The sequence below is a fragment of the Bacillus sp. SG-1 genome, from assembly GCF_000181495.1.
Classification (GTDB): Bacteria; Bacillota; Bacilli; order Bacillales; family Bacillaceae_B; genus Rossellomorea.
Genome location: NZ_ABCF01000017.1, coordinates 35,498 through 48,258 on the forward strand (window position 1 = coordinate 35,498; position 12,761 = coordinate 48,258).

A 12,761-nucleotide genomic window follows, 5' to 3' on the forward strand; every position below is an offset into this window, starting at 1 on the left:
GAAACTAAAAAGGAGATGTTTACATGAACTTCGGAAATATTCTTAATAAGATTGACGACTTAGGCGATATATCGAAGAACATCCCGCTGAATGATTTGCTGACAAGTGAATTCATCAGTAAATATACTAACTTTACCACTCAGGATGAATTTAAAGGGAAGCTGAATGAAGAAGCGGATTTTCATGTAGAAACACTCGAAGGCGTCAAGGACATGGATAAAGATAAGCTTAATGGATTTGTGAAAAGGTTTACTGAATTTGGTGACTGGAAAAGTATGCTGACAAAAGCTGTCCAGCTGTATATGGCCCATAAAAAATAACCTGCAAAAAGGGTGACCCTCCAACATACTGAGGGTCGCCCTTTTTGTTGAGGTTGACCCAGATGATAATACAAATAGACTTGTTTCTATTTATCTTTTAAAAGGCTCTTTTGTTAAAATTTGTCGCTATTTAATATTACATATAATATAGCCTTCTTCACAGAAAACCGTCTGGTAAGCAAGAGAGAAAAAACCTTGTAGCTAGACCAGTGAGAATGGATTTTGTAAGGGATGTAGGGCAGAGAAGGGAGTAAATGGACCAGTGATAATAGATGATGGAAGGGATGTTGGTCTGAAAAGGCAGTAAATAGACCAATGAGAATGAGTGATGGAAGGGATGTTGGTCTGAAAAGGTAGTAAATAAACCAATGAGAATGGATGATGAAAGGGATGTTGGTCTGAAAAGGGAGTAAACGATCCGATGAGAACGGATGATGGAAGGGATGTTGGTCTGAAAAGGTAGTAAATAAACCAATGAGAACGGATGATGAAAGGGATGTTGGTCTGAAAAGGGAGTAAACAATCCAATGAGAACGGATGAGGGAAGGGATGTTGGTCTGAAAAGGCAGTAAATAGACCAATGAGAACGGATGACGGAAACGATGTTGGTCTGAAAAGGTAGTTAACAGGGGATAATCCGGTAATTGGGATTCTTCTGAAAGCAAGCTATGCGAAAACAGCCTTTCCAAAGAAGATTCTCGCAAATTTGTTAATGTGATTCCTTAAAGGAGCCAACTTTCAACTAGTACGTTGCAGCAGGTCATCGGAATATTTTATATAAAAAACTCAAAATAGTAATTCTCTAAACTGACCAAAACGGCTACAATAAAATTAATAGATTGTAGTTGGGAGGAAATACATTGTCAGAACATTTGCATCAAGTTGAAGACCTGCTCAGGGCTGACGTGCGTCGAAAGAATAAACTCGTCAGTAACGTTTCTATCATTTCAGTCATTTTGGCGGTTGTGGCTTCCGTAGCAATACAGCAGCCGTTAAGCATCATATTAACAGTAGGAATCGGGGGAATCGGTTTCGTCTTACTGCTCTTTTTCTTCAACCGAAAGGAATCTCTCTTAATGATCACCCCTTATATTGCAGCCTTCGGAATCTCGTTGGTACTCTATGTGATTATGTTGAGCTCTCCTTATTTAATCATGATGATGCTGCCTTATTTTTTACTTACGGTGATATCAATTTATAACAACAGGTCAGCTTTGCTCCTTGCAATAGGGCTGGGGACTGCGTTAAGTATTGCTTTCTTCATGGAAACGCCAGACCGATATTATCAAACTGTCAATTTTATCGTGACCTATTACTTAGTGTATGGGGCCGTAGCAGTAAATTTATTCTTCCAGAACCGAATGGTTACCTGGTTGAGAAACGATTTACAGGATCAACATCTGCGTTCCAGAGATATGCTGGAAGAACAGCAAACTCATTCTGAATTAATAGAGAAAAATGCTGTTATCATCACCGATAATGTGAAAAATATCCGGATGCAAAGTGAAGAACAGTTATACTCGATGAATGAAATGTCAGCGGCCATAACTGAAATCTCATCAGGTATGGCAACTCAAAATGATTCAGCTTCGTCTATAACTGCTTCAGTAGAAAAGTTAAATGAAATGATGGGGCAGCTAGTTCAATCAGCCAAAACGGTTAACAATGAGACGGACACTACCTATGAAGCGTCCCAGCTTGGCTGGCAGTCGCTGAACTCATTAATGAACAAAAACCAGGAATTTCAAAAGTCTTTAGAAATGCTTTCCCAAACCATGGACAGCCTTGGAGACAGAATACAGCAAACCAATGGATTTGCACGCTCAATTCAAGACATTGCTTCACAGACGAATCTTCTGGCGTTAAACGCATCCATTGAGGCTGCCAGGGCGGGTGAGCATGGCAAAGGCTTTGCAGTAGTGGCTGAGGAAATCAGAAAGCTTTCGGAGATTACATCCAAGACAGCCAACCAAATATCCAACAACTTGACTGATGTGAACGAAGAAACGATAGAGTCCCAGGAACTCATGAGGGATAATGCCGAAAAAATGGCAGAGAGTGTCGAGATGACAAAAGAGACAATGACTGTCTTTGAGAAAATCGACAGCACAGTTCAGACATTGAATGAAGCGGCTCATCAATTGGATAGCATTACATTGAGCATAGGTGAGTCTTCCAGCAATATTGAATCATCTGTCACAAATTTTGCATCCATCATTGAGGAAACCACCGCTTCCCTGCAAGAAATTGCAGCTTCAATTGAGAATCATAAGGGTCAAAGTGAAGACCTAGTGAACTTTATCCAAAATACGGATAAAGCAACGGAAAATTTAATACGCGGCTAGAAATGGCACGATAGCTTAAAGAGGGGCGGGTAGGAGAAATCTTATCCGCTATTTCTTTATTCTTTGCAGTTACCTGTCTTCTTACGGAAAGCAGCCAATTTTTCAATTAGCACCAGCATTTGATAAGCTTGTTAATATAGAGAAAGTGACTCTCGAGGTGAGGGAGAAGCCCGTAAAGGAGGATGAACGTGGACAGTATAATATTCGATTTGGATGGAACGTTATGGGACCCTATAGATTCGGTTCTGTTAGTCTGGAATAAGGTCTTACAAGATAACTATGCAAACATCAGGGAGTTCAACAGAAAAGATTTCAGTGGGACAATGGGGCTGCAAATTCAGGAAATTGGTCAAAGATTGTTTCCTGATCTGGACGAAAAGGAGCAAAAACAATTGTTGGATAAATGCTGTGAAGCTGAAAGTGAATATCTCGGAGTTAACGGGGGCCAGCTTTATGACAACCTAGAGAAGGTTTTATCCCTGCTTTCGCAGAAATATAAACTTTATATTGTCAGCAATTGTCAAGCTGGATATATCGAGGCCTTTTATAGATTTCACAAATTGGACCGCTTTTTCTTAGATTATGAAAACCCTGGAAGAACAGGACTTTCAAAAGGAGAGAACATCAAGTTAGTCATGGACAGAAATAATCTTATAAGTCCTGTGTATGTCGGAGATACAGAAGGCGACCGGAAGGCAGCAATGCATGCAGGAATTCCATTTGTATATGCTGAATACGGATTTGGGGAAGTCGAGGATCATGACTATAAGATTGAAGACTTAAAAGAATTACTAGCCCTTTTCGGTTAAAAATTGCGAGAATAATACTTTTTGCTGGGTTAAGATACATATAAAAAAAGCGTAAAGACTGCTTGAATCTTAGCGGTAGTGAAATGGAGGCAAATGAATGAATTTTAATCTGGATGAAGCAGTGGAAATACTGGAGCGGACCCCGCAGACTCTTGAACATTTTCTATCAGGGTTGTCTGAAAACTGGATACTATCGGATGAAGGAGAGGGAACCTGGAGTGTTATTCAGATTATTGATCACCTCATCGAAGGGGAAAAAACCAATTGGCTTCCAAGACTAGAGATGATGGTCTCTGGTGAAAATGAGACCTTTCCTCCATTCGACCGGTTTGCTCATTTGAAACAAGATTCAAAAGGTTCTTTAGAGCAAAGGTTTCAGGAATATCGAAGGATAAGAGAAGTAAATATTTTAAAAATCAAGCAGATGATAAACCCTGAATCTCATCTTGATCTGACAGGTGTCCATCCCGCCTTTGGTCAGGTGAAGGTAAGGGAACTGCTTTCCACTTGGGTAGTTCATGATTTGACCCATATTTCACAGATTGTCCGGATCATGGCGGAGAGATACCGGGAAGATGTAGGTCCATGGGTGGAATATTTGGGGATATTGAAAAAGTAACTAAAGATGTGGCATTCACCTTTTGATCAAGAGAGTTTTCGAGCTTGGAAACTCTCTTTTGAATTGTTAGGAATAACTATGGTCTGGGTTATCCATGTATAGCTTCCAAAATAACCCGGAGAGAATAAAAGCTAAAATTGTCTTTTTCTCTTTGGGAGATTCCCTGTCCTTAAGAAAAAAATGGAAGGTTTCCCAAAACCATCACGTGCAACTGTACACTTTGCGGGAAAGAGAGTATACTTATCCAGAGGTGATTTTTTTGGGAAATTGTATAAAATAGGTGAACTGGCTGATATCAGTGAAGTTTCTAAGCGCACGATTGATTATTATACAAGAATCGGCCTGCTTGAATGTACCAGGTCGAGCAGCAACTATCGTTACTATGACAGCAGTGCACTTGAAAACTTGAAAGTGATTGAGCAATGTCAGCAAATGCATATGACCCTTGAGGAAATCAAACAAAGATTGACACTGAAAAAATCCAATATGATAAATTATCAAGCTTTTGAAAAGCAGGTTGAACATATTAAGAATGAAATGAACCATTTAAATGGGGAGATTAAGGACATTCTCCAAGTTGCAAATGCACTTGATGAGGAAGAGAAGAAGAAAATGCTGAGCAGGGTTTCCCCTCAAGCAGCAGCACTGTTACAGTCGCTCGTCATGTTTTCGGGTTGATGTAACTTTTAAGATAGATTACCAATATTTTAGGAGCGTGACGTTTTTTTGGACGATTTACCACTGTATTCATTGATTCTATTAGGAGTTTTAATTCTGCTTTCTGCCTTTTTCTCATCTGCAGAAACTGCGTATTCGAGTGTCAATAAGATCAGGTTAAGGAATTTTGAAAGTGAAGGATTAAGGGGAAGTAAAAAAGCACTTTTCATAACGGAAAACTTCGACCGCGCCCTGTCTACCATCCTGGTTGGAAATAACATCGTAAACATTGCGGCTGCAAGTATTTCGGCCAAAATGGCAACCGATCTTTTCGGAGGGAACACCGGGTTAGTGGTCAGTACGTTTGTGATGACTTTGCTTATCCTTATTTTCGGTGAAATTCTGCCGAAATCATTGGCAAAAGAAAATGCTGAAAGTTACGCTTTATCCATCTCGGGTATCCTATTCTTGCTGATCAAGATCCTTACACCTGTAAATTTCTTCTTCATAAAATTAAAGGAATTGGTGTCCAGGCTTTTTTCAAAAGACAATGCCATGCCATCCGTTACTGAGGAAGAATTAAAGGTAATGCTCGATATCAGTGAAGAAGAAGGCGTTATCGACAAGGAAGAAAGAGAATTGATTCACCGCTCAATGGATTTTGACGATATTATGGTTTCTGAGGTTTTAACCCCTCGTATTGATGTAAAAGCAGTTGAAGTAAACCAATCGGTCGATGAAATAAAGGAAATGTTTTTTGAAGAGCGCTTTTCACGTATTCCCGTATATGAGGACCATATAGACAACGTAATCGGAATCCTATCTGAAAAGGAATTCTTCACACATTTGCTAAAATTCGGAGAAGTGAATATTAGAGCGTTGATTCGGGAGCCGATGTTTGTATTTGAATCAGCAAAGATATCAACTTTGTTAACAAAGCTTCAAAAAGATAAGGTTCATATGGCTATTGTAGTCGATGAATTTGGAGGGACCACCGGCCTGATCACACTTGAGGACATTCTGGAAGAAATCGTCGGAGAGATTTGGGATGAACAAGATGAAACCATCCATTCCATGACGAAAGTCAGTGACAATGTTTACAAGTTTGATTCCCAGTTCCAGCTTGATGAGTTTACCGATCTGCTCAATCTGCCAGAGCCTGACAGCTCCTACCACACTGTAGGTGGATGGGTAGTAGAAAGCTTTGAGGAGATACCTTCCGAAGGCGAAAGCTTTGACTATGAAAATGTGAAAGTGACTGTAGAAGAAGTGGATAACCGCAGAATCCGTACTATCAAAGTAGAGGTTTCCCAAGAGGTGCCTGCAGAGTAATTCGCAATAAATAGTTAGAAAGACGGTAGTGTAAATGCTGCCGTCTTTTTCTTTTGGTTTCTTTGTTCTATATGTATTGAATAACTTGTTCTATAATTGTAGAATATTTACAAGGAGGTTGTTTCATGGACATTTTTTCGATTGGAAGCAGGGAAAGAGAGACCTATAGTGTGGAGTTAAAGTATTCATTGTTATGGGAGGCTGCACTGGGAATAGCCGCGATCACGAATGATGCGCTTGTCGAAACGCTTGATCTGACTAAAGAAGAAAGAGAGATGATGAAAGCTTCGTTCTCTCCGGAATTAAAAAAGCATCTCGAATATGTGAAAGAGTACAATACATGGAAGACACTGCTTCAGTTATTGCATAAGGAGGACTTCAACGACATACCATCATTCGTTTCATTTTTGAAGGGGTTATCTGACGAAGAATTTAAAAGTGCTGCCATTCCCTACCTGGGGAAGCAACAGGAAGAGCTCACTGCTCAATTGGTACTTGGCTCACATGAAGCGCTTGTAAATCTGCAGGATAAAACAAAAGGCAATTCTTTTCTCCCTGATTATTTAGGCTTTATCTTTAAGACTGATCCCCAAGAGCTCAAAGACCACCTGGCCACAGTGCTGTCAGAGTGGGTTCAGGCAGTAGTGGTCCCAAAGGAGAAAGAAATACTTGCTGTACTGGAAAGAGATATAGAGTCCAAACAAAGAATGAAAGAAAAGCTTAACCCAGAACAATTTGTCGAGTTCGCGACAGACGGAATTAAGTATTTGCCGGAACCGAGTGTATTCAAGGTTATCCTCATTCCGCATTTTTTTTACCGCCCTTGGAATGTCGAGGCTGATTTAAAAGGCACCAAAGTCTTTTATTACCCAGTGGCGAATGAAAGTCTGTCTCCTGACAGCAAATATATTCCGAACAAAATGATGGTACAGAAATATAAGGCATTAGGAGACGAAACCCGGTTAAAGATCCTGAAAATGATCACAGAAAGACCAAGGAGCCTTCAAGAACTGACGAATGAATTAGAGATGGGGAAAACGACCGTTCATCATCACTTGAAGATATTGAAATCGGCAAGACTGGTTTCTGATTCTCTTTCAAAATATTCAACAAATGTCCAAAGTCTTAATTTACTGGATGAAGAGCTGCAGTTGTTCTTAAAAATGGAATGAGAAAGGGGGAGGCAGATGGGAGAGCCGGTCGTTCAGATTCATGCACAGGATAGGACTCCGGAATTCAAGAGGAATTTCCAGGTGTTCAGGTTTATGGGAGGAAATTTAGTTTCTTTTTTTGGGGATCAGATTTATTTAATTGCCTTGCCCTTGATTGTGTTGGCGATTACCCAATCTCCGCTTAGTATGGGAATTGTGGCGGCGCTTGAGAGGCTTCCAATTCTCATTCAGCCCCTTGCTGGTGTACTGGCTGACAAATTTAACCGCAAGTCAATCCTGATGGTATGTGATGCTGGGAGATTTATAGTTATCGGGATTCTGGGCGTCCTTCATTTATCCGGAGGTCTTTCACTAGGCGCCATATACATAGGTGCATTAACAGTTGGAATCATGACACAGATTTATAATACTTCACAATTTGCTTCCATCCCACAACTTGTTTTGAAAAAAGACCTGCAGCTTGTTAATTCAATTAATACGGGAATATTTCATACTGCGGTCTTTGTTGCCCCTGGTGTTGGAGGGGTTTTGATCTCCCTGTTTAATCCTGGTATAGGATTAATTTTGAACAGTTTGTCTTTCGCCATAGGATTTTTGGCTGTGTGCAGTTTAAACATTCACTCTGATTCAGCGACCTCAAATCAAGATCCAGGAATACTTGCGGAAATCAAAGAGGGATTCGTTTTTATAATAAGGGAAAAACCCATCTTGTATACCAATCTTGCCATGCTGTTTTCTGTTTTTGGTACTACGCTTTTCCTCACCATGATGATTGTTCATTTGAATTCGGCTGCCGGCCTCAACTCGGCTGATATTGGCTATATTTTATCAATAGGAGGAGCGGCAGCAATCGCAGGTTCTTTATTGACAAATATACTGCGACAGCGGTTTTCATATAGGAGTATTTTATTTACAGCGGGATTGCTGGGGGGAGCTTCAATCATCGGGTTTGGGCTGGGTGAATCCTTTTTTACCCTGGCAGTGATGAATGCAGCCGGGACTGTAGCTGCAGCAATCATGGGTACCTGTATCGTAACCATCCGCCAAGTATTAACTCCTGGACATTTATTGGGCCGTGTACAGGCTACAAGCAGATTAATGACCTGGATAACAATGCCGGTGGCAGCTTTATCCTCAGGAATCATAGCTGAAACGTTTGGGACAGGGATGGCCATTGTTTTAGGGGGTGTGATCGCAACCCTTGCCTCTTTCTTCTATTTAGTGCCATCTCTTAAATCATTGGGTAATGAGAGGTATGAGACCACAAATCCGTAAAATTATTATGAAAACGGGAGGTAAACGACAACGACAGCAAAAAAGAGGATAGCCCATATAAGAGCTATCCTTCATCTAGGGAGTTTAGGGGTATGGATCTAGATGTATTTTTATAGTACCCGGCATTCAGGGGATTAAACCTGCTGTTTGAATTTTTTAATAAAAGATCAGAAAAGTTACCATTTTAACGTTTATGCTCAAGAGAATGGATGAAAAAGATAATTTGATTGATAACGCACAGGAAAAATTGATATGATATAGGTACCGTTATTAGCATCTTATTCGGGTGCTACTTTGAGGAAAAAGGAGAGAGTAATATGGAAATGGATTTCGACCTATTTATGAATGATATCGTCCGCCAGGCTCGTCAAGAGATGGAGACTTCAGGATATAAGCAGCTTACGACTGTAGAAGAAGTAGAAGAAACACTTTCACAAAAAGGAACAACTCTTGTGATGATCAATTCAGTATGCGGTTGTGCGGGCGGTATTGCACGTCCTGCAGCGGCTCATGCCATTCATTATGATAAACGCCCCGATCGTCTGGTAACTGTTTTCGCAGGCCAGGATAAGGAAGCCACAGCGAAAGCGCGGAGCTACTTCACAGGCTACCCGCCATCCTCCCCATCATTTGCACTGTTAAAGGATGGAGAGATTCTGACAATGGTAGAACGTCATGAAATCGAAGGACATGACCCTATGTCTGTTGTTACTAAGCTGCAAGGTTACTTTGACGAGTATTGCGAAGAAGTATAAGTTGTAGGAAAAGAGTGATCCATTCACTCTTTTTTCTTTTGTCAGTTTACGTTTGTACCAGGAAGGGATATAAATTACATAAGAATTTTATATTACTTAAGTTGGTAACACTAATAACTAAGAATGATATAACAGGAGCTGCAGTCTATGTTTCGTATAGGTTATCGTACAGCCAAAACCGCTGTTGGAACAGCAATCGCTATTTTGATTGCTCAATGGTTCGGTCTTGAAAATTTTGCCTCTGCCGGGATATTGACCATCCTCTGCATACAGGATACAAAGAAGAAATCACTGAAAGCGGCTTGGAGCAGATTTCTTGCCTGTATACTTGCCATCGTTTTTGCTTCTATCCTTTTTGAATTACTATTCTATCATCCGATAATTATTGGCCTGCTGCTCTTATTCTTTATCCCGACAACCGTGATGCTGAAAATTACTCAAGGTATTGTTACAAGCAGTGTAATCATTCTTCATGTCTACTCAGCTCAAAATGTTACGGTGGATTTGATAGTGAATGAGCTGGGCATCATTTCGATTGGAATCGGAATCGCCTTGCTTGCCAACCTCTACATGCCTAGTGTCGAAAATAAGCTGATTGCATACCAGGAACAGATTGAGGAGAATTTTCACCGAATCTTTACGGAGATTGTCCGCTATTTGAGAACGAACGAAGACAAGGGATGGGCCGGGAAAGAGATCACCGAGGTGGAAAAGCTCATTAATGAGGCCAAAACACTGGCGTTCAAAGATGTAGAGAATCACTTTCTTCGTCATGAAAGCCTTTATTATTTGTATTTCAAAATGAGAGAGAAACAGTTTGACATTCTGCAGCGGCTTCTTCCTCTAGTAACATCCATATCATCTAAAGTCGAACAGCGGAAAATGGTTGCTGATTTTATGGAAGAGCTGAGTGAACATATACACCCAGGCAATACCGCATTACTGTATCTGAAAAAACTCTATGATATGAAGGTGAAGTTTGAGGAGATGGAGCTTCCGCAAACGAGGGAAGAGTTCGAAGCCAGAGCAGCCCTTTATCAATTTCTTAAGGAGATGGAGGATTACCTCCTAATCAAAAGTTCATTTAAAGGTATCAGGCAGCGCAAAGAGAATGAGATGACGCCCAAAGAAGCAAACTAATTCCTACTAAATCCCTGAGAGGATGTGAAGGAAATGCGTTTGCTTCTTTCCATTATACTTATTGTTTCCCCGATTTGGCCCCTCGGAAAGAATCCATTACCGGGTGATCCATTCTTGATTGTCAACAAACAGACCAACAAGATTGCGTATATTCAAGGAGAAGAAATCCGTCATCAATACAGCGTGGCAACTGGAAGAACCGATGACTTAACCCCGCAGGGACTCTTCACCATCATAGTAAAAGCCAAAGACCCGTACTACAGGAAGTCGGATATTCCAGGCGGAAGCCCGGATAATCCCCTTGGAACCCGGTGGATGGGCTTTGATGCTGAAGGAACAGACGGAAGGACATACGGCATCCATGGAACGAATAACGATGACAGCATCGGAAAGTATATTTCGAATGGCTGTATCAGGATGCACAACGCTGAAGTGGAAACTCTTTTTGACAGAGTGCCGTCCGGGACGAAGATTTTAATAGTGAAGACAGGCAAATCATTTGAAGAGCTTGCTAAGGAATACGGTGCTGTGAGATGAAAAGATCTGATGATGACTCTTAAGGACATGAAAAGGTGGAGTGGCAGTGGAAAGTGTCATGAGGGAGTTTTTCAAGGACATGAAAGTTTGAAATGCCAGTGGAAAGTGTCTTGAGAGAGTTTATCAAGGACATAAATAAGTGAAATTCGCGTGCAATGTATCTTTAACTTAAGCAAGGTCATCGTTTTAGACTGAAGATAGAAAGTGAAAAAAGGGCAATCCATTCCACAGAAATGGATCGCCCTTTTTTATGCAGTTTTATAAGAACATGGACAGTCCCATCATGATAGTAGAAGTAATCATAGCGAATAACATTACATACACAACTGTTTTTTGAAGTCTTTTGTTTCTCATTTTTTCAACTCCTGTAGAGAAAATCATGTACCTCCCTTATTTTATCTTCATATGACAAGAATGACAACCCCTCGTTATTCTGAAATCGCTTTCGGAAATTTACCTTTTTTGCAGGAATATGCGTTATTTTATCGAATAAAGTACATGTTAAGCTTCTTTAGAAAGGGGAGATATCTTTGAAAAAAGTCGATCATATTGGGATAGCTGTTAAATCTGTAGAGGATGCACTGCCTTTTTATACTGAAACGCTGGGACTGTCTCTTCTTCAAATTGAAGAGGTTGAATCTCAAAAGGTCAAGGTAGCTTTTATAGATGGAGGAAATATAAAGCTTGAGTTGCTGGAGCCGCTTGATGAATCAAGCCCCATTGCATCATACCTTGCCAAAAGAGGCGAAGGCATACATCATGTTGCCTTTGGGGTGAATGGGATTCAGGATAGAATCGATGAGCTGAAGGAAAAGGGTGTCAACATGATCAACGAGCAGCCGAAGCCGGGTGCGGGTGGTGCGCAAGTAGCGTTCATGCATCCAAAATCAGCTCACGGTGTATTATATGAGCTTTGTGAAAAGACCAACACCAAGGGGGAGTAGTCATGGATATCTATGAAAAAATAAATGAATTATATGACCGCCGCAGAGAAGTCGAGCTGGGCGGTGGAGATAAGCGCATCGAAAAACAGCATGAAAAAGGGAAGCTGACAGCCAGGGAACGAATCGATATTCTAGTTGATAAAGGGTCTTTTGTAGAGCTTAATCCATTTATTGAACATAGAAGTACAGATTTCGGTCTCGATGAGATGAAAGGACCTGGAGATGGAGTTGTTACTGGATACGGTAAAGTGAACGGAAGGCCGATTTACTTGTTCTCTCAGGACTTTACCGTTTTCGGTGGAGCTCTTGGTGAGATGCATGCCAAGAAAATTGCCCATGTGATGGATTTGGCTGTGAAAAATGGAGCGCCATTTATCGGTCTTAATGATTCCGGAGGAGCGCGTATTCAAGAAGGTGTGGTATCCCTTGATGGATACGGACATATCTTCTACCGCAATTCGATCTATTCAGGGGTCATACCGCAAATCTCTGTCATCATGGGGCCTTGTGCAGGAGGAGCTGTATACTCGCCGGCCATCACCGATTTTGTTTTTATGGTGGATAAAACAAGCCAGATGTTCATTACCGGACCTAAGGTCATTGAAACCGTAACGGGCGAAAAAATCAGCTCTGAGGACCTTGGAGGATCAAAAGTACATAATACGATCAGCGGAAATGCCCATTTCAGGGGGGAGACAGAGGAAGAAGTTCTTCATTCTGTGAGAGAATTGCTTTCTTACTTACCTCAGAACAATGAGGAAAAACCACCTATGTTAAAAGCTGATGAAGAAGATGATTATCGCCCGGATTTAACTGATATCATCCCGTTTGATGCCATCCGTCCTTACGACGTGAG

14 protein-coding genes are annotated in these 12,761 nt (G+C 40.9%); 13 read left to right on the forward strand and 1 reads right to left on the reverse strand.

All coding sequences use genetic code 11. The features are described from left to right. Positions 1-23 precede the first annotated feature (23 nt). The 11 genes from BSG1_RS10005 to BSG1_RS10055 all read left to right on the forward strand — a co-directional run bounded on the left by BSG1_RS10005 (position 24) and on the right by BSG1_RS10055 (position 10,961). Positions 24-320, forward strand: coding sequence for a hypothetical protein (locus tag BSG1_RS10005; RefSeq protein WP_006836901.1), 297 nt, complete (start codon positions 24-26; stop codon positions 318-320). A gap of 1,760 nt (positions 321-2,080) precedes the next feature. After that, positions 2,081-2,665 carry a methyl-accepting chemotaxis protein gene (locus tag BSG1_RS21755; protein WP_442852156.1) on the forward strand — a complete coding sequence of 195 codons (585 nt, stop codon included), beginning with the start codon at positions 2,081-2,083 and terminating at the stop codon, positions 2,663-2,665. Positions 2,666-2,847: 182 nt separating this feature from the next. Continuing rightward, a complete protein-coding gene (locus BSG1_RS10015; RefSeq protein WP_006836903.1) occupies positions 2,848-3,474 on the forward strand; it encodes an HAD family hydrolase in 627 nt (208 codons plus the stop codon). A gap of 97 nt (positions 3,475-3,571) precedes the next feature. Beyond that, positions 3,572-4,093, forward strand: coding sequence for a DinB family protein (locus BSG1_RS10020; RefSeq protein WP_006836904.1), 522 nt, complete (start codon positions 3,572-3,574; stop codon positions 4,091-4,093). Between the two features lie 267 nt (positions 4,094-4,360). Then, positions 4,361-4,771: a MerR family transcriptional regulator gene (locus BSG1_RS10025; protein WP_044022710.1), complete on the forward strand. Its 411-nt coding sequence runs from the start codon at positions 4,361-4,363 to the stop codon at positions 4,769-4,771. Between the two features lie 48 nt (positions 4,772-4,819). Then, positions 4,820-6,082 carry a hemolysin family protein gene (locus tag BSG1_RS10030; RefSeq protein ID WP_044022707.1) on the forward strand — a complete coding sequence of 421 codons (1,263 nt, stop codon included), beginning with the start codon at positions 4,820-4,822 and terminating at the stop codon, positions 6,080-6,082. Positions 6,083-6,207: 125 nt separating this feature from the next. Then, positions 6,208-7,254: an ArsR/SmtB family transcription factor gene (locus BSG1_RS10035; protein ID WP_006836907.1), complete on the forward strand. Its 1,047-nt coding sequence runs from the start codon at positions 6,208-6,210 to the stop codon at positions 7,252-7,254. A 15-nt stretch (positions 7,255-7,269) separates the two neighbouring features. Further along, positions 7,270-8,529 (forward strand): MFS transporter, encoded by a 1,260-nt coding sequence (locus BSG1_RS10040; RefSeq protein WP_006836908.1) that lies wholly within the window; start codon positions 7,270-7,272, stop codon positions 8,527-8,529. 317 nt (positions 8,530-8,846) lie between these two features. Beyond that, a complete protein-coding gene (locus tag BSG1_RS10045) occupies positions 8,847-9,284 on the forward strand; it encodes a BrxA/BrxB family bacilliredoxin (protein ID WP_006836909.1) in 438 nt (145 codons plus the stop codon). A 147-nt stretch (positions 9,285-9,431) separates the two neighbouring features. After that, positions 9,432-10,424 (forward strand): aromatic acid exporter family protein, encoded by a 993-nt coding sequence (locus BSG1_RS10050; RefSeq protein ID WP_006836910.1) that lies wholly within the window; start codon positions 9,432-9,434, stop codon positions 10,422-10,424. A gap of 33 nt (positions 10,425-10,457) precedes the next feature. After that, complete coding sequence (locus BSG1_RS10055) at positions 10,458-10,961, forward strand: L,D-transpeptidase (protein ID WP_006836911.1); 504 nt, start codon at positions 10,458-10,460, stop codon at positions 10,959-10,961. 258 nt (positions 10,962-11,219) lie between these two features. On the opposite strand, the gene prli42 is transcribed toward BSG1_RS10055, so the two are convergent. Beyond that, positions 11,220-11,315, reverse strand: coding sequence for a stressosome-associated protein Prli42 (prli42, locus tag BSG1_RS20840; protein ID WP_156791455.1), 96 nt, complete (start codon positions 11,313-11,315; stop codon positions 11,220-11,222). 176 nt (positions 11,316-11,491) lie between these two features. Between prli42 and mce the strand changes: the two genes are divergently transcribed. Beyond that, positions 11,492-11,905 carry a methylmalonyl-CoA epimerase gene (gene mce / locus BSG1_RS10060; RefSeq protein WP_006836912.1) on the forward strand — a complete coding sequence of 138 codons (414 nt, stop codon included), beginning with the start codon at positions 11,492-11,494 and terminating at the stop codon, positions 11,903-11,905. A 2-nt stretch (positions 11,906-11,907) separates the two neighbouring features. Beyond that, a partial coding sequence (locus tag BSG1_RS10065; protein ID WP_006836913.1) for an acyl-CoA carboxylase subunit beta occupies positions 11,908-12,761 on the forward strand: 854 nt, incomplete at its 3' end.

Excerpts from the sequence above, each read along its gene's own strand:
- BSG1_RS10005 (WP_006836901.1), top strand. The coding sequence starts at position 24 with ATGAACTTCGGAAATATTCTTAATAAGATTGACGACTTAGGCGATATA.
- BSG1_RS10055 (WP_006836911.1), top strand. The coding sequence starts at position 10,458 with ATGCGTTTGCTTCTTTCCATTATACTTATTGTTTCCCCGATTTGGCCC.
- BSG1_RS10020 (WP_006836904.1), top strand. The coding sequence starts at position 3,572 with ATGAATTTTAATCTGGATGAAGCAGTGGAAATACTGGAGCGGACCCCG.
- BSG1_RS10015 (WP_006836903.1), top strand. The coding sequence starts at position 2,848 with ATGAACGTGGACAGTATAATATTCGATTTGGATGGAACGTTATGGGAC.
- BSG1_RS10035 (WP_006836907.1), top strand. The coding sequence starts at position 6,208 with ATGGACATTTTTTCGATTGGAAGCAGGGAAAGAGAGACCTATAGTGTG.
- BSG1_RS10045 (WP_006836909.1), top strand. The coding sequence starts at position 8,847 with ATGGAAATGGATTTCGACCTATTTATGAATGATATCGTCCGCCAGGCT.
- BSG1_RS21755 (WP_442852156.1), top strand. The coding sequence starts at position 2,081 with ATGCTTTCCCAAACCATGGACAGCCTTGGAGACAGAATACAGCAAACC.
- BSG1_RS10050 (WP_006836910.1), top strand. The coding sequence starts at position 9,432 with ATGTTTCGTATAGGTTATCGTACAGCCAAAACCGCTGTTGGAACAGCA.
- prli42 (WP_156791455.1), bottom strand. The coding sequence starts at position 11,315 with ATGAGAAACAAAAGACTTCAAAAAACAGTTGTGTATGTAATGTTATTC.
- BSG1_RS10040 (WP_006836908.1), top strand. The coding sequence starts at position 7,270 with ATGGGAGAGCCGGTCGTTCAGATTCATGCACAGGATAGGACTCCGGAA.